General features: G+C 65.1%; 16 protein-coding genes. 4 read left to right on the top strand and 12 right to left on the bottom strand.

Annotated elements, in window-relative coordinates:
- Nucleotides 1–11 precede the first annotated feature (11 nt).
- Nucleotides 12–977 (bottom strand): DUF5666 domain-containing protein, encoded by a 966-nt coding sequence (locus R3P95_RS24705; RefSeq protein ID WP_317549786.1) that lies wholly within the window; start codon nucleotides 975–977, stop codon nucleotides 12–14.
- Nucleotides 978–1,074: 97 nt separating this feature from the next.
- Nucleotides 1,075–3,621 carry an ATP-dependent chaperone ClpB gene (clpB, locus tag R3P95_RS24710; protein ID WP_068053854.1) on the bottom strand — a complete coding sequence of 849 codons (2,547 nt, stop codon included), beginning with the start codon at nucleotides 3,619–3,621 and terminating at the stop codon, nucleotides 1,075–1,077.
- A gap of 178 nt (nucleotides 3,622–3,799) precedes the next feature.
- Between clpB and R3P95_RS24715 the strand changes: the two genes are divergently transcribed.
- Nucleotides 3,800–4,963, top strand: coding sequence for a globin domain-containing protein (locus R3P95_RS24715; protein WP_068053851.1), 1,164 nt, complete (start codon nucleotides 3,800–3,802; stop codon nucleotides 4,961–4,963).
- A 22-nt stretch (nucleotides 4,964–4,985) separates the two neighbouring features.
- Here the strand turns inward: R3P95_RS24715 and R3P95_RS24720 are convergent, their stop codons facing one another.
- Entirely contained in the window at nucleotides 4,986–5,657 is a 672-nt protein-coding gene (locus tag R3P95_RS24720) for a hypothetical protein (protein ID WP_317549787.1), read from the bottom strand.
- Between the two features lie 292 nt (nucleotides 5,658–5,949).
- On the opposite strand from R3P95_RS24720, the gene R3P95_RS24725 reads away from it, so the two are divergent.
- Nucleotides 5,950–6,369 (top strand): helix-turn-helix domain-containing protein, encoded by a 420-nt coding sequence (locus R3P95_RS24725; RefSeq protein WP_068053936.1) that lies wholly within the window; start codon nucleotides 5,950–5,952, stop codon nucleotides 6,367–6,369.
- Nucleotides 6,370–6,375: 6 nt separating this feature from the next.
- Here the strand turns inward: R3P95_RS24725 and R3P95_RS24730 are convergent, their stop codons facing one another.
- Together R3P95_RS24730 and R3P95_RS24735 are read right to left on the bottom strand one after the other, a co-directional pair.
- The gene (locus R3P95_RS24730) at nucleotides 6,376–6,690 is read right to left on the bottom strand and encodes a DUF2277 domain-containing protein (protein ID WP_149406498.1); all 315 of its coding nucleotides are present in this window, start codon (nucleotides 6,688–6,690) and stop codon (nucleotides 6,376–6,378) included.
- 22 nt (nucleotides 6,691–6,712) lie between these two features.
- Nucleotides 6,713–7,288: a TetR/AcrR family transcriptional regulator gene (locus tag R3P95_RS24735; RefSeq protein WP_317549788.1), complete on the bottom strand. Its 576-nt coding sequence runs from the start codon at nucleotides 7,286–7,288 to the stop codon at nucleotides 6,713–6,715.
- 95 nt (nucleotides 7,289–7,383) lie between these two features.
- Here R3P95_RS24735 and R3P95_RS24740 point away from each other — a divergent pair, with 95 nt between their 5' ends.
- Nucleotides 7,384–8,781, top strand: coding sequence for a cytochrome P450 (locus R3P95_RS24740; protein WP_149406497.1), 1,398 nt, complete (start codon nucleotides 7,384–7,386; stop codon nucleotides 8,779–8,781).
- Here the strand turns inward: R3P95_RS24740 and dinB are convergent, their stop codons facing one another.
- From dinB to R3P95_RS24770, 6 genes are all read right to left on the bottom strand, one after another.
- Entirely contained in the window at nucleotides 8,782–9,969 is a 1,188-nt protein-coding gene (gene dinB / locus R3P95_RS24745; protein ID WP_188078714.1) for a DNA polymerase IV, read from the bottom strand.
- 73 nt (nucleotides 9,970–10,042) lie between these two features.
- A complete protein-coding gene (locus R3P95_RS24750) occupies nucleotides 10,043–10,408 on the bottom strand; it encodes a hypothetical protein (protein WP_149406496.1) in 366 nt (121 codons plus the stop codon).
- A gap of 23 nt (nucleotides 10,409–10,431) precedes the next feature.
- Complete coding sequence (locus R3P95_RS24755; RefSeq protein WP_149406495.1) at nucleotides 10,432–11,418, bottom strand: inorganic phosphate transporter; 987 nt, start codon at nucleotides 11,416–11,418, stop codon at nucleotides 10,432–10,434.
- Nucleotides 11,419–11,425: 7 nt separating this feature from the next.
- Nucleotides 11,426–12,043 carry a DUF47 domain-containing protein gene (locus tag R3P95_RS24760; protein WP_094687770.1) on the bottom strand — a complete coding sequence of 206 codons (618 nt, stop codon included), beginning with the start codon at nucleotides 12,041–12,043 and terminating at the stop codon, nucleotides 11,426–11,428.
- A 23-nt stretch (nucleotides 12,044–12,066) separates the two neighbouring features.
- Nucleotides 12,067–12,984: a polyphosphate polymerase domain-containing protein gene (locus R3P95_RS24765; protein WP_068053816.1), complete on the bottom strand. Its 918-nt coding sequence runs from the start codon at nucleotides 12,982–12,984 to the stop codon at nucleotides 12,067–12,069.
- Nucleotides 12,985–13,032: 48 nt separating this feature from the next.
- Nucleotides 13,033–13,881 (bottom strand): hypothetical protein, encoded by an 849-nt coding sequence (locus R3P95_RS24770; protein WP_149406493.1) that lies wholly within the window; start codon nucleotides 13,879–13,881, stop codon nucleotides 13,033–13,035.
- A gap of 87 nt (nucleotides 13,882–13,968) precedes the next feature.
- Here R3P95_RS24770 and R3P95_RS24775 point away from each other — a divergent pair, with 87 nt between their 5' ends.
- Nucleotides 13,969–14,136, top strand: a complete 168-nt coding sequence (locus R3P95_RS24775; protein ID WP_317549789.1) for a hypothetical protein — start codon at nucleotides 13,969–13,971, stop codon at nucleotides 14,134–14,136.
- 11 nt (nucleotides 14,137–14,147) lie between these two features.
- Here the strand turns inward: R3P95_RS24775 and R3P95_RS24780 are convergent, their stop codons facing one another.
- The gene (locus tag R3P95_RS24780) at nucleotides 14,148–15,731 is read right to left on the bottom strand and encodes a CotH kinase family protein (protein ID WP_394855472.1); all 1,584 of its coding nucleotides are present in this window, start codon (nucleotides 15,729–15,731) and stop codon (nucleotides 14,148–14,150) included.
- Between the last annotated feature and the right edge of the window lie 38 nt (nucleotides 15,732–15,769).

The raw sequence follows: 15,769 nt of genomic DNA on the forward strand, positions 1-15,769 counted from the left end.
AGGCTCCACTCCTAGCCACCGAGACTGGGCGTTTCGATGATGACGTTCGCGCGAATCGTTCCATCCTCGACGGCCTCGCCCTGGACCACGACGAAAGCACCGACCGCCAGCGACGCCAGATCGCTACCGGACAACGAGATTATCTGGGTCTGGGGTGTGGTCTGCACCGTCACCGGAGCGCCGTCGAGTCCGTCGAGCGTCAGAGTCGAACCGTCGTTGGCGCTGATCGTTCCCACCGACGATCCCAGCTGACCGAGAATCTCGGGAATTCCTCCCGGGATCAGCTCGGGCGTGGTGGCGGTGCCCGATTCGGTGGGCTGCGGCGTGGTCGTGGGTGCACTCGAGGTGGGCGGTCGGATCGACGTCGACGGCGCAGAAGCGGTGGTCGACTCGTCGGATCCCCCGCTCAGGAAGGAAATCCCGAACACCACGACGATGGCGAGTACGACGAGTCCGATCAGCGCCAGAACCCACGGTCGTGGCCCCTTGCTGCCGGAATCGGCGGCGTTCGGATCATTGCCGGGAGGCGGAGCGCCGTACTCCGGCGGCTGCCCGAACTGCTGGGTGTGGCCGAATTGCTGAGTGTTGCCGTACTGCTGTGGCTGCCCGTACTGCCCAGTCCCATACCCCTGGCCGTACTGCTGGGTCTGGCCGTAGGCCTGATTCGCCGCCGCCTGCTGCTCGGGGTCGTACGGCGGAAATGCCTGCGTGGGCTGATACCCCGGCGGATAGGCCTGGGGATCGGGGTTCTGCTGGGCCGGATTCTGCTGAGTCGGATCCTGATAGGCCGGGTTCTGGTACGCCGGGTTCTGGTACGCCTGGGTCGGATATGCCTCGGTGGGGTGAGCGCCGTCGGGATACTGCTGGGCTCCGGGGTACGGCCGACCGTAGTCCTGGGTCGGCTCGGATGGCTCCGCCTGGGGTGCTGCGTCCTGATCGCGCTCCCGAGGTGACCGTGGGTCGTCCGGATTCGTCATTCCACGAGCGTACCTACCCGGCACTTCCCGGTTGACGGCACAAAACAGGCCCACCCGAGCGGTGCTCGGGTGGGCCTGTTGCGGAGCGGGGCCGCCGCTAGCCCAGGATCAGGCGTTCGCCGTCCGGGCTCGAGTTGACCGACACCACGTCGCCGTCGTGGACGTCGCCGGCGAGCAGGAGCTTCGCCAGCTGATCGCCGATGGCCTGCTGGATCAGCCTGCGGAGCGGACGCGCGCCGTACAGCGGGTCGTAGCCGCGGGCTGCGAGCCACAACTTGGCCGGCGAGGACACCTCCAACGTCAGGCGACGAGCCGCCAGACGCTTGGCGAGGAAGCCGAGCTGAATGTCGACGATCGACTCGAGCTGGTCCTCGGACAAGGCGTCGAACACCACGACGTCGTCGAGTCGGTTGACGAACTCGGGCTTGAACGAGCGCCGCACCGCGTCCATCACCTGCTCCTTGGTGCCGCCGGCACCGAGGTTGGAGGTGAGGATCAGGATCGTGTTGCGGAAGTCGACGGTCCGGCCCTGGCCGTCGGTGAGCCGGCCTTCGTCCAACACTGCGAGCAGGATGTCGAACACGTCGGGGTGCGCCTTCTCGACCTCGTCGAAGAGCACCACGGTGTACGGACGCCTACGCACGGCTTCGGTCAGCTGGCCGCCGGCCTCGTAGCCCACGTAGCCCGGAGGCGCACCGACGAGCCGAGCGACGGCGTGCTTCTCGCTGTACTCGCTCATGTCGATCCGCACCATCGCGCGTTCGTCGTCGAACAGGAACTCCGCCAACGCTTTCGCCAGCTCGGTCTTGCCGACGCCGGTGGGTCCGAGGAACAGGAACGATCCCGTCGGACGGTTGGGATCGGCCACTCCAGCGCGGGAGCGTCGGACGGCGTCGGACACCGCTTGTACTGCGTCCTTCTGGCCGACGACTCGCTTGCCGAGCTCGTCTTCCATCCGGAGTAGCTTCGCGGTCTCACCTTCGAGCATCCGGCCGGCCGGAATTCCGGTCCAGGCTGCGACGACGTCGGCGACGTCGTCCGGGCCGACTTCCTCCTTGAGCATCACGTCACCCTGGGCTGGCGAGTCCTCGGTCTTGGCTGCGAGCTCCTTCTCGAGGGTCGGGATGCGTCCGTAGCGCAGTTCGGCGGCCTTGCCCAGATCGCCGTCGCGTTCGGCGCGATCGGATTCGCCGCGCAGGTTCTCGAGCTCCTCCTTCAGTGCCCGTACCGAGTCGATGGCGTTCTTCTCGTTCTGCCAGCGCGTGCTGAGCCCGGCCAACTTCTCCTGCAGGTCGGCGAGTTCCTGGCGGAGCTTGTCGAGTCGAGCCTTGGACGCGTCGTCGGTCTCCTTCGCCAGTGCCATCTCCTCGATTTCGAGGCGACGGACGGCGCGTTCGACCTCGTCGATCTCGACGGGGCGCGAGTCGATCTCCATGCGCAGACGGGACGCGGCCTCGTCGACGAGGTCGATCGCCTTGTCCGGCAGGAACCTGGCCGTGATGTACCGGTCGCTCAGGGTTGCGGCGGCGACCAGGGCGGAGTCCGTGATCCGGACGCCGTGGTGCACCTCGTAGCGTTCCTTGAGTCCGCGCAAAATGCCGACGGTGTCCTCGACCGACGGCTCACCGACGTAGACCTGCTGGAAGCGTCGTTCGAGGGCGGCGTCCTTCTCGATGTACTTGCGGTACTCCTCGAGGGTCGTCGCACCGACGAGACGTAGTTCGCCGCGGGCGAGCATCGGCTTGATCATGTTGCCCGCGTCCATCGCCGATTCGCCGGTCGCGCCGGCTCCGACGATGGTGTGCAGCTCGTCGATGAACGTGATCACCTGACCGGCGGAGTTCTTGATGTCGTCGAGCACGGCCTTGAGCCGTTCCTCGAACTCACCGCGGAACTTCGCGCCCGCGACCATCGAACCGAGATCGAGAGAGACGACGGTCTTGCCGCGCAGGCTTTCGGGTACGTCGCCGGCGATGACGCGCTGGGCCAGTCCTTCGACGATGGCCGTCTTGCCGACGCCGGGCTCTCCGATGAGCACCGGGTTGTTCTTGGTGCGTCGGGAGAGAACCTGCACGACGCGCCGGATCTCGGTGTCGCGGCCGATGACCGGATCGAGCTTGCCCTCCCGGGCGAGCGCGGTCAGGTCGGTGCTGTACTTCTCCAGCGCCTGGTAGGTGTTCTCCGGATCTGCGCTGGTGACCCGAGCGCTGCCCCGGACGGCCTGGAAGGCGTCGCGCAGCTCGTTGGGTCCGGCTCCGTGGCCGGTCAGCAGCTTGGCGACGTCGTCGTTTCCGGTCGCCAAACCGACCATCAGATGCTCGGTGGAGACGTACTCGTCGTCGAGTTCGGTGGCCAGGTGCTGCGCTGCGGTGATCGCGGCGAGGGTTTCACGGCCGAGTTGCGGAGTGGTGGTCGAACCGGTTGCCGAAGGCAGTCGGTCGACGAGGCTCTGCGCTTCTCGACGCACCGTTGCGGGGTCGACGCCGACGGCCTTCAGCAAGGGTGTGGCGATGCCGTCGGTCTGATCGAGCAACGCCACCAACAAATGTGCCGGACGGATATCCGGGTTACCGGCCGCGGATGCGGCCTGCAGAGCAGCGGAGAGTGCTGCCTGCGACTTCGTGGTGGGAGTGAAACTGTCCACCGGTCACCTTCTTTCGACTGGGTTCTGCAAAGACTGTCGCTCGGTACAACCATAGCGAAGTTGAGTCTGTTCCGCTCAACCTTGGATTTCTCCACATTCTGCGACGTGCGCGATATCCTCGACCGGTCTACTTTGGTGACGGTCGACAGCAGTGATTCGGTGGGGTGGAGGTGGATCGATGCTCGACGCACGCACGATCTCCCTGGTCCGCACCGGATTCAAATCCGTCGTGGCCGCTCAGGACGGTCCGGCGCGGCTGTCCCGGTCCTTCTACGGCCATCTCTTCGCTCAGCACCCCGACTTCCGAGCTCTGTTTCCCGCCTCGATGGATGCCCTGCGTGAACACTTCGTCATGGCACTCGGCTACGTCTTCGAGCATCTCGACGATCCCGACCGCGTCGAACCGTTCCTCGAACAACTCGGCCGGGACCACCGAAAGCACGGAATCTCCGGTGCACACTTCCGTGCGGGCAGTTCGGCTCTGATCAGCGCGTTCCGCACCTTCGCAGGCAACGAGGTATGGACCGACGAGGTCGAGACGGCCTGGAACGACGCACTGACCGTGGTGAGCGATGCGATGGCCGTCGCCGCCGACGACGACGAACTGCCGCCGTTCTGGAGTGCCACCGTCGTCGAGCATCAGCGGGTGCTCGACGATCTCGCGGTGGTTCGATTGAAGACCGACGGCGAGATCCCGTACTTCCCCGGGCAATACGTCAGTGTGCAGATTCCGCAGCGGCCCAAACTGTGGCGGTATCTGTCCCCAGCCATTCCGAGTAATCCGTACGGCGAGATCGAGTTCCATGTTCGACGCGTATCCGGGGGCTGGGTGTCACCGGCGATGGTCACCGAGACCGCGGTGGGTGATCGCTGGTCGATCAGTCCGCCGCTGGGCGGGATGCATGTCGATCGCGCGATCGGCGAGGACGTGTTGATGATCGCGGGAGGCACCGGTCTGGCTCCGCTGCGTGCACAGGTCATGGAGATGGCGCAGCGCAGCAACAATCCGCGGGTGCATCTGTTCGTCAGCGGAACGTATCCGTGCGATCTCTACGATCTGGACACGTTGTGGCAGCTGTCGCTGTCGAATCCATGGTTGACGATCGTTCCGGTGACCGAGCAGCTCGAGAATCCGTGGTGGTATTCGGGCACACCTCGCGAGCTGCCGTGGGGAATGCATCACCGTCTGCACGGTGCGGTGGGCAAGGTGGTGACCCAGTTCGGCTCGTGGGCCGATCGGCAGATTCAGATCTGCGGGTCTCCGTCGATGGTACGAACGACGATCTACGCCCTCCGCAAAGTGGGCACGCCGATGGAGCACATTCAGCACGATCCGTTCTGAATCAGGATGCGCTGCAGGGCAATCAGCTGGACAGCGATTTCGGTGGCAGATCCTCGACGATTCCGCCGGCCACCAGTCGCGGAGTCCACGTCTCGGTGATGAGCCGGCCGTCTCCGGTGATGATCGCGTCGGGGTCGGGATCGATCAGGATGGGATAGCCGGTGTCCGCGGTGGCGAGAATGTTCTGCACCAGGAGGCCGTTCTCGATGGTGTAGTGCACCGATACCGGATACAGGTCGGAGTCGAATGCCCATGGGCGGCCGATGAATATCACTGCATCGCCGAGACCGTCGAGTACCGACACCGAGCCGTCGCGCTCGAGCCGCAGGCTCCACTGGGGCGGCATGGACGTGGCGAACTCGAATCTGTGGGGCGCTCGGGCGTCGAGCAGGTGGATCATCAACAGCGCGCCGTCGCGGGGATCTCGTTGCGGAACAATGACTTCGAATGATCCGCATTCGTAGAATCGGGACCCGAACGGCCCCGGGATGCCCGCGCCGAGATCGTCTGCGATGGTGAGTGCGAGCCGAACGAACCCGGAGCCGTCCTCGGCCCGGAGCGTGATTCCCTCGGAGGGGTGCGGCAGGCGCGATTCGTCCCGCGGCGCGTAGGACAGCACGGCGCGTAGCAGCGGCTCGACCACCTCCGCGTCACCGTCTCGTGAATCGAACGTTCGCCGTCGACGATCGGTCATCTCCACCCCCTTCGCCTGGCAAGACAGTCTGCCACCGGGGCTCGAATCACGCGTCCGATTCTGCGGAAAACCATTCGTTCGTTCCCGCTCTCGGGGCACCCCACTGCCCGGCCTCGCCCCGCTACGTCCACCGACGCATGAAACCGATCAGTACGATTTTCTGACGAATTTCTGCAGGTCAGCCATGGTTCGCGGGATTCGCGGCAGCGGCTACTATGAGCCGGTTCGGTCCGCGGCGGACCGATCTGCCCGGGTGGGCAGCGGCTGTATCAGGAAGGCACACACATCCCCGATGTCCGCTGATTTCGCCGCACGTCTGAACCATCTGTTCGCCACGATCCACCCGCCCGGACGCAAGCCACACACCAATGCCGAGGTCGCCGACGCTCTCGCCTCGCGCGGACACCAGATCTCCAAGCCCTACATCTCGCAATTGCGCTCGGGACAGCGCGCCAATCCGTCCGCGGACACCGTCGCGGCGCTGGCCGCGTTCTTCAAGGTCAAGCCCGACTACTTCTTCGACAACATCTATGCGACGAAGGTCGACCACGATCTCGAACTGCTCACCCAACTGAAGGGCTACGGTCTGCGCCGCCTGTCCGCTCGGGCATTCGACCTGTCCGAGGAATCGCAAAATCTGCTCAGCTCGATGGCCGAGAAACTCCGCGTGAGCGAAGGCCTACCCGCGGTGCCGCCGGACAGCACCCGCTAGGACCCGCTAGGACCCGGCCTTCGCCGCTGATATGGGTCGTTCCGCAGGCTCCACTCCCGCCGCGGCAATTCGCGCCTGCACTTCCGGACGCCGCAGCGGCGGCACCGTCGGCGGTGGCTGACGCCGCTCGGGAAGCGCATCGAGGAGCCGGTGCGTCGTTGCCGTCACCTCGGCGACGGCCAGCTCGAAGGCATCGCGGGTGGCGTCGGACGTCTTCTGTACGCCGCTGATCTTGCGGACGTACTGACGCGCGGCCGCTTCGATCTCGGCGTCGGTGGCGTGCGGTTCCAACCCTCGCAGGGTGGTGATGTTTCGGCACATGACTCGACGATAGCCCCGCATCTCACACCTCGAGAAGACCCGACAACGCCCGTAGACACAACGCGCGTACCTGCTCGCGGTCGAGAGTTCTGCGCTCCACCCAGTCCAGACACACAGCTCGCACGAAGGCGATCCAGCCGCGCAGCGCGGTGCGTACCGTTTCGTCGTCCTGCAACGTCGTCGGCAGCGCGGCAAGGATCCGCTGCTGCTGGACGTCGAACTCGCGCGTGAGGATCTCGTTGATCAGAGGATCCCCCAGCAACGTGCCGCGATTGACCGCGCGGACGCCGTGCGCATGTTCGTCGGTGTACAAGATGTACGCATCGAGGCCTGCGGCGATCTGCTCGAACACCGGCAACGAGGTGTCCGGCGCGGTCAGACCGAGGTTGCGCTCCGATTCGGCGCGGACGATCTCGACGAAGAACTCCCGCTTGGACGGGAAGTAGTGATACATCAATCCGCGTGACACGCCGGCGAGGTCTGCGACCTCCTCGATCCAGACGTCCTCGTACGGCCGCTCGGCGAACAGTGCCGAGCCGATCTCGATCAGCTGCGCACGCCGCAGTGCCGGCGTCATGCGCTTGCGCGGTGTGGTCATGGGCCTCGAACCTTACTTGACACCGGTTCAACAGTGAGTACGGTCACTATTTGACACGGTTCAACAAGGGCCGGTCCCGAGACGATGGAGTGGCGATGTCGACACAGTTCGCGGTACGAGGCGGCTCCCTGCCCCATCCCCCGCACCGACTCCCCGTGCTCGGCGACGTCGTCGGCGTCGATCCCCGCACCCCCGTCCAGGATTCGACCGCGATGGCCCGCACGCTCGGCCCGCTGTTCGAGCGGCACATCCTCGGCCGACGATTCGTCTTCGCCTCCGGTGCCGACGTGGTGGGCGAGCTGTGCGACGAGAAGCGCTTCGAGAAGTTCTTGCCCCCGGGCGTCGAGAATCTACGGGACATCGGGGCCGACGGGCTGTTCACCGCCTACAACCACGAACCGAATTGGCAACGCGCCCATGATCTTCTGCGCCCGGCGTTCACCGCAGGGGCCATGCGCGGGTACCACGAGATCATGGTCGACGTCGCCGACGACCTGATCGAGCATTGGGAGTCCCTCTCTCGCAACGCGTCACCGACCGATGTATCGGCCGACATGACGACGTTGACGCTCGAGACCATCGGCCGGACCGGATTCAGCTACAGCTTCGGCTCGTTCGCGCGTGCCGAGCCGCATCCGTTCGTCTCGGCCATGGTCGGTGCGCTGACGTACAACCAGCGGCGGGCGTTGCTGAAGGTTCCCGCGTTCGCCAAGCCTCTGTTCGCCCGCTCGGATCGCCGGTACGCGGACAACAAGCAGTACCTGGCAGACGTCCTCGCAGATGTCGTCAGGACCAGGCGCCGATCCACCGAAGACTTCAGCGACCTGCTCCAGATCATGATGGACGCCGCGCGTGAGGCCGACAATCCGAATGCACTGAGCGAAGCCAACATCGGCTGCCAGATACTGACATTCCTGATCGCCGGTCACGAGACCACCTCCGGTGCACTCTCTTTCGCGCTGTACTACCTGGCGACGCACCCCGAGGTCTTCGAGCGCGCCCGCGCCGAGGTCGACGAGGTCTGGGGTACCGGCAAGCCCGAGTTCGGCCAGGTTCCCAAGCTGCGATATGTCCGACGCGTCCTCGACGAATCACTGCGCCTGTGGCCCACGGTCCCGGCGTTCGGCCGCGGGGCACGCGCCGACACCGTCGTCGGCGACGGCTACGCCATGGCGGCCGGAGACTGGGCGATCGTGCTCGCCACGGCGCTGCACCGCGATCCTGTGTGGGGTGACCGCCCGCACGAGTTCGATCCCGACAACTTCCTGCCCGATCGCATCAAGGCCCGGCCCGCTCACGTGTACAAGCCTTTCGGCACCGGTGAACGTGCCTGCATCGGACGGCAATTCGCCATCCACGAGGCCGTTCTGGTACTCGGAACCATTCTGCAGCGCTTCGACCTGCAGGCCGACCCGTCGTACCGACTGAAGGTCCAGGAGCGACTGACCATGATGCCCACAGGCTTTCGGGTACAACCCTCAGTGCGGCAATAGTCAGTCGGGCAGCAGCGGAACCGAGATCCCCGGATCACGGCCGAGCAACACCCCACGAGTGAGCGACGTCGAGCCGAACTTCTTGTGCACCCCGTCGAGCGCCCGGTCCAGGGCCGAGGCCTCCGGCGGTGTCCGTACCTGCGGCGGGTCGAACTGCAGCTCCAGTTGCTCCGCACCGCCCCTGTCGATGCTCGACACGGTGACCCCCACCAACGTGATGCCCTTCTCCGCGATCAGCGGCGCCGCGTCGTGCAGCAATTCGAGTGCGGCGTCGAGAATGTCGCGGGTGTCGGCGGTCGCTCGATCGAGCGTGTGCGACCTCGTCGCCCGGGTGAAATCGGCAAAGCGCAAGCGCAACATGACGGTTCGGCCGGTTCGCTGCGCGGCGCGCATGCGGTGCGTGACGCGATCGACGAGCCCGATCAACGATGCCTCCACCTCGGCCGCGTCGTGCCTGCCGCGACCGAGTGCCCGCTGCGCACCGATGGAACTGCGCGACTTACCGGGCTGGACGCGTCGGGGATCCCGGCCCATGGCCAGCGCGTACAGGTGGGCACCCGCCCCCTTGCCGAGTACCGAGGCCAACGACCGCTCGCCGTAGGCCGCGATGTCGCCGACCGTTCTGATATCCAGAACGTGCAGCTTCTCGGCGGTCACTTTCCCTACGCCCCAGAGTCTTTCGATGTTCAGCGGGTGCAGGAATTCGAGTTCGCCGCCGGGCGGTACCAGCAGCAGACCGTCGGGCTTGGCGAAGGCGCTGGCAACCTTGGCCAGGAACTTGGTGGTGGCGATCCCGACGGTGATGGGCAGCCCCACCTGCTCGGCGACCTCCTGCCGCAGACGCTGTCCGATCTCGGTGGCACTGCCCGCGATCTTCTGCAGCCCGCCGACGTCGAGGAATGCCTCGTCGATGGAGATGCCCTCCACCAGCGGGGTGGTGTCGTGGAAGACGTCGAACACGTCCTTGCTCGCCTGCGAATAGGCATCCATACGCGGCGGCACCACGATGGCCTGCGGGCAGACCGCGCGTGCCTGCCCACCGCTCATCGCCGTGCGCACCCCGAAGGCCTTGGCCTCGTAGCTGGCGGCCAGCACCACTCCCCCGCCGACGATCACCGGCTTACCGCGCAGCCGCGGATCGTCACGCTGCTCCACCGAGGCATAGAAGGAGTCCAGGTCGGCGTGCATGATGCTCGCCACGGGTCTACCGGTGGACTCCACCGTTCCATGCTCGCACAGGCCACCGACACCCTCGGCCCGCTCACTCGCAGACGTGGTCCTCCGCGGCCTGCACTATCGGCTCGGCCCAGGGTTCGCCGGTCCCCTTCTCGTAGGTAGCACCGAGCGAATCGGTCACCTCGGCGACGGCCTCCTCCTCCGACAGTCCTTGCTGAGCGCGGGTTTCACAGAAACCCGGAACGTAGATGCCCAATGCGAACACCTCGTTGACTGTCGTGCCGATGCCCTGCCCGTACAGGTCGTCGAACAGTTCGCTCATTCCCGGAGTCTCGAGAAATCCGTCCCTGGCCTCCTGCACGTCACGCGAGATGCCGGTACCGGTCTCGGTCGACGTCATCTCGTAACTGCAGCCTGCGCTCAGTGCCATCAAGCAGAGTGCAGCGCCCATCGATATCCGACCCGCTCCCCGCTTCACAGAATCACCCCCGCAACCACGTAGGTCAGCGCGGCGACGGCAGCGGCCGCGGGCAGCGTCGTCACCCACGCTGCGAACATGTTTCCCGCCGTCCCCCAGCGCACGGCCGTCGTACGCTTGGTTGCCCCGACGCCCATTATCGCCGACGAGATGACGTGGGTGGTCGACACCGGCGCTCCCAGTCCGATCGATGCCACGTACAGCACGGTCGACGCCGTCGCCTCCGCGGCGAACCCCTGGGGTGGGTCGAGTTCGATGATCTTGCGCCCGAGGGTGCGCATGATCCGCATCCCACCGGTCGCCGTTCCGACCGCCAGCACTGTCGCGGTGAGGAAGTAGCACCACAGAGGAATCGTGTAGTCGGCCTGGTTGCCCGATACGACCAACGCCAGCACCACGATGCCCATCGTCTTCGCTGCATCCTGCATGCCGTGTCCGAAAGCCATGGCCGCTGCCGAGCACGTCTGTGCCCGGCGGAATCCGCGGCTGGTGGCACTGGGAGACGATCGTCGGAACATCCACAGAATGGCCACCATCGCGGCGCTTCCGAGCACGAAACCGACTGCAGGAGAAACGATCATCGGGAGGATCACCTTGGTCGCGACGCCTCCCCACAGCACCGTCATTCCGCCGGCCAGTGCAGCTCCCACCATGCCGCCGACCAATGCGTGCGAGGACGAGGACGGCAACCCGTACCACCAGGTGATCAGATTCCAGACGATGGCACCGACCAGGGCGCATCCGACCACGAGCAACGCGTCGGATCCGACGTCGAGGGCGATGATTCCCTCCCCCACCGTCGACGCGACCTTCGCACCGAAGAAGGAACCGAGCAGATTCCCCACCGCGGCCATGACGAGCGCCGTCCGCAGCGTGAGTGCGCGAGTGGACACCGACGTCGCGATGGCATTGGCCGAATCGTGAAAGCCGTTGGTGAAGGTGAACGCCATCGCGAGGGTGATGACCAGAACCAGTGCTACCACCGCGCACTCACGTCTCTTTCAGCACGATGGATTCGATGACGTGCGCGACCTTCTCGAAAGCGTCTGCGGCATCTTCGAGTTCGTCGCCCACTCCCTTGAGCTTCATCACGGTCAATGCGTCGAATCGGCCGTCGAACAGATCCGCCAGAAAAGTCCGATAGGCATGATCGGCCCGGTTCTCGAGCTCGTTGATCTCGATCCAGTACCGCTCGAGATCCTTCATCGACGCCAGCCTCGGCATGGCATCCGCGGTGACCTTCGCCGACCGGTCGAGGATGTCGATCATGTCGTGCATGTGCGGGGTCAGTTCGTCGATTCGGTACAGCGAGAGCAGATGTGTCGCCGCTTCCATGTGGTCCATCACGTCGTCGAGGCTCGAGCCGAGGACGTAGATGTCGGTGCGATCGAACGGGGTGATGAAGCTCGAGTTCAAGGTGCGGAACAGATCGTGGGTGACGCTGTCGGCTTCGTGCTCGAGATCGACCATTCGACGCGCCACCGCATCGATTTCCGGTGCGGATTCGAGCAGTTCGGTCAACGTCTTCGCTCCGGTGGCCAACAGCTGAGCCGAGGAGTTGAACAGGTCGTAGAACAGAACGGACTTGGGTTTGAAGCGTGCGAACATCTTTCGTCTCCTGAATGGTGCGGCTACCGGCGAGCGCCGGCGTAGGGCTCGAGCAGATCCGACGGAACGCGATGGTCGGCATCGGCGGGCAGCACCAGTTCGGGCGCACCGGCGCGTGATCGAGGTGCCATCTCGAACGCCTCGATCGACTGGCAGTACTTCGAGACTCGGATGACGGACATGTTCATCCGTGCCGTCATGTCGGTCACCCAGTACGGCACTCGTTCGTTGGCCTTGATCTCCAGGATCGCGAGCTTGGGCGGGATGATGAAGCGGTTCTGGGCACCGGAATCGAATCGGAAGTCGCGATCCCGGCCGTGCACCTTGTGATCGATCGTCACCCGTAGACCGAGGTCGGCCTCACGACCGATGTACGCCTCGCGCAGATAACCGGTGGTGACCATCGGACGCAGATCCAGATTGGCGATCAACGTGCTGACCTCGTTGACGAACGGGCGTTGACTGGGATCGCACTCGATCTCCTCGCGGCCGTTGAGCCACCGCTGAGAAACGTCGTAGGGCAACGAGATTCGGCGCTTCTGGGTGACCCTGTTGACGCGCTGCTTGATCTCGATCTGCACCGGCGTGTCGTCGGTGCACTCGGACGGAGCCCCGTACAGCCGTACCCGCACCTTGCGCCTGAACTTCAGGCCCTCGATCTTCTCCCAGTAGAACCGCAGATCGGTGGTGTCGTAGTACAGCGAGGTGACCGGGTAGCCACCCTTGGGCGAGAACGGGTCGGTGTCCATCCGTGCCGTCAGTTCTTCACGGACCTGAGCGACGTCGGCCTCGGCAACGAAATACTTGATTTCGTACCTGTTGAACGAGTGCAACTTGCTGGCGGTCTGCTGATACCCGGTGGGCTCGGTGTTCAGGTCCTCCGGCGACGCACCCTGCTTCTCCAAAGCGGCCTTGGGTCGAAATTTGTCGAACAGATTCATGGATCGAACCTTCCTTCGGTGGGTGTGCATGGTCGGGCGACGCCGCGTTCAGTTCGGCTCCGCGAACACGATCGGGGGTAACTCGGTGGCTCCGTCGGCCTCGGACGCGAGCAGCAGTTCACCCGCGTCGGTGTAGGCGACGGCCTCGCCTTGTGGTTGATCGGGGCCCTCGACAACACCGGCGGGAGCGCCCGAGAATGCCGCGGCCACATCACCGTCGGCGATTTCGAAGACGAACAGATCCTTCTTGGTTCGCAGTGCCCCCACGGTGGCGTCGGCATCGACGGCTGCACCGGTGATCGGTCTGCTCGACCCGTCCGACGCAGTCGCAGACACCGTTCCGGAACGGACCAGATCGATGGATGTCGTTGTGGTGTAGATGGTTTCGTCACTGCTGTAGATCGACGCGGCCGCACCGCCCGAGACCTTGGTGATCAGCACCGGTTGCCCGGTGGGCGTCAGAGCGAACGCCTCGACGTCGTGTGCGCCGTCGGGGTAGCGCATCGTGACCGAGGTGCGCCGGTCGGTGGCCACGTCGACGCCGATCAACGTCACGCTGTCGCGGTCGTTGTCGTTGTCACCGGTGTCGGCGAGCCACACGATCCCCGCGCTGTCGACGGCGATGTCCTCGACGTCGACCGTCTCCACTCCGACGTCGACCCACCTGGTCACCTCGCATGCCCGGTCCAGCACCGCCAGCCGGTCGTCGCTGCCGCGGTCTCCGATGGCGTAGCCGGTATCGCCCCTCCACGTCAGGCCCGACAACTCGGACAGGCCCGAGTCGGTGGGGGTGCACCAGGTTTCGAACGGTGCTGTTGCGGTCGTGGGTTCGACTGCCGCGAGCTCGGTTGCCGAACACGACGCGAGGACCCCGCACCCCGCGAGAATCATGCCCACGCGTCGTCTCCGAGTATTCACCCGACCGTCGCCTACCCGCCACGAGATCGAGCGTCGGCGGTCACCGCGCGGGAGCAGCATCGGTTCATGAACGGTCGAACTTCTGTTCCCGAGTTGCTGGTCGCCACCGGCACTGCGCGCACGCTGTCGCAGGCCGCCTCCTTCGTGATGGAGGGAATGGTCCTGATCAACGGCTTGCCGCTGCGCGATCCCCGCCGCGGAGTTTCCCCGGCAGACACCCTGACCCTGCGCTGACCGCCGGGACATCACGACGATCCCGTCACGACAGGATCGTCGGCGAGTGCATCGGTGCGAATCTGCAGCCGTGACTTCAATTCCGCAGCGTCGGCGTCGATCTCCTCCTGAGTGAGCGCCGCCGACGTCGGAATGGATGCGGCAACGTCGTCGACGATGTCGAGCACTCGGCCGCTCGCCCACAGCTCGTCGTAGATCGTGCGGAAGGCAGCGTCGTACTCGTCGGTGAATTCGGTCGAGTCCAGGAACATGTCCTTGAGCGAATTACCCAACATCGGGCCGCCCTCGGGCATCCCTCCGCCTTCCGGAATCTCCATCCCCTCCGGCGGTGTGAACCCCTCGGGCATCTGCGGCATCCCGCCGCCACCTGCCCCGCCGCCGCCGGGCATCATCGACACCGCGTCGTTTGCACCTGCCGTGGAATCGGAGTTCAGAGCCAGATTCAGATCCCACGACACCACCGAGAACGTCTTCGAGTCCAAGTCGTAGTACAGGTAGAAGTTCTTTCCCGGGCCACCCATGTCGTCGCCGTTGCCCAGCAAGTTCTGCAGAGCAAGGTAATTCGCCAGTGAGTCGACATCGACATAGTCGGCCAGATGCGCATCGAACTCGGCCTGATCGGCACCGTCGAGCCACTTCAACAGCGTGATGATCGGTTGCAGGTCCGCGGTGCCGAGAGCGTTGATCTGTGTGTACTGCTCGGCGTACGTCGTCTGATCGTCTCCCTCGTAGGTGAAACTGGCCTCGGCACCGACCTTGTACAGCACCCCGTCGCCGTCCTCCAGAGAGTTGGCGTAATCGTCGTCGGGAGCGACGACGACCAGCCGCGTCGTCTCGGCCGAGTCGTTCACCGAGTACGTGGTGTAGGTGAAGTCCTGGGTCGCCTGGCCCGAGGCCTCGGTGATCGCAAGAGACACCGACTCGTTCAACGCGGGCGTATACGGCCGAAGCGACAGCGTGGTGTGACCCTGATAGGCCCGCCCCTCGGAATACTCCGCGAAGTCGATCAGAAACGGAAGATCCTCGGGCGCATCGAAACTGAGCGGCTCCCCGAACATATTCATCCCGGCACCGCCGGGCATGGCCCCACCCTCCGGCATCACTGCACCCTCCGGCATCGCCGCACCCTCCGGTATCGCCGCACCCTCTGCAGGTGCTGGTCGACCGGATGTTTCAGCGTTACCTCCGCCGCGGCCCGGCATCGAGCCGTCGTCGCTGCTGAGAGTTGCCAGTGTGGAGTTGCCCTTCAATCGGATACCGACGTCGGTGATCAGGGTTCCATCGATGGTGATGTCTGCGGGTACCGACTCCTTGACCCCTTCGTTCTGGAAGGAGTCCTTCAGTGTCTGGTAGTCGCCGGCGTCCACGTCGATCGAAATGGAGTGCGACACAGTGGGATCGAACAGATCGACCGTGCCCTGGACGTTCTCGGTGATCTCGGAGGCGATCACGGTTGCATCACCGGTGATGTACGGGCGGATCCGGGTCGACCCGAACACGGTCGCCATCACCACGACGAACACCAGCAGGGTGGCAGCAATCTTCCAGTGCTGCCGCACCGTCCGCGGTACTCGGTGGACGAGCCTCCTTCGCAGGGTTGTCGGGGCCGAGGGAAAGTTCGTGTTCGGGTCGG

This window comes from Rhodococcus cercidiphylli, assembly GCF_033042225.1.
GTDB lineage: Bacteria > Actinomycetota > Actinomycetes > Mycobacteriales > Mycobacteriaceae > Rhodococcoides.

Coding starts and splice junctions, on each gene's coding strand:
- R3P95_RS24705 (WP_317549786.1), bottom strand. CDS start 977: ATGACGAATCCGGACGACCCACGGTCACCTCGGGAGCGCGATCAGGAC.
- R3P95_RS24715 (WP_068053851.1), top strand. CDS start 3,800: ATGCTCGACGCACGCACGATCTCCCTGGTCCGCACCGGATTCAAATCC.
- R3P95_RS24720 (WP_317549787.1), bottom strand. CDS start 5,657: ATGACCGATCGTCGACGGCGAACGTTCGATTCACGAGACGGTGACGCG.
- R3P95_RS24725 (WP_068053936.1), top strand. CDS start 5,950: ATGTCCGCTGATTTCGCCGCACGTCTGAACCATCTGTTCGCCACGATC.
- R3P95_RS24730 (WP_149406498.1), bottom strand. CDS start 6,690: ATGTGCCGAAACATCACCACCCTGCGAGGGTTGGAACCGCACGCCACC.
- R3P95_RS24735 (WP_317549788.1), bottom strand. CDS start 7,288: ATGACCACACCGCGCAAGCGCATGACGCCGGCACTGCGGCGTGCGCAG.
- R3P95_RS24740 (WP_149406497.1), top strand. CDS start 7,384: ATGTCGACACAGTTCGCGGTACGAGGCGGCTCCCTGCCCCATCCCCCG.
- dinB (WP_188078714.1), bottom strand. CDS start 9,969: ATGCACGCCGACCTGGACTCCTTCTATGCCTCGGTGGAGCAGCGTGAC.
- R3P95_RS24750 (WP_149406496.1), bottom strand. CDS start 10,408: ATGGGCGCTGCACTCTGCTTGATGGCACTGAGCGCAGGCTGCAGTTAC.
- R3P95_RS24760 (WP_094687770.1), bottom strand. CDS start 12,043: ATGTTCGCACGCTTCAAACCCAAGTCCGTTCTGTTCTACGACCTGTTC.
- R3P95_RS24765 (WP_068053816.1), bottom strand. CDS start 12,984: ATGAATCTGTTCGACAAATTTCGACCCAAGGCCGCTTTGGAGAAGCAG.
- R3P95_RS24775 (WP_317549789.1), top strand. CDS start 13,969: ATGAACGGTCGAACTTCTGTTCCCGAGTTGCTGGTCGCCACCGGCACT.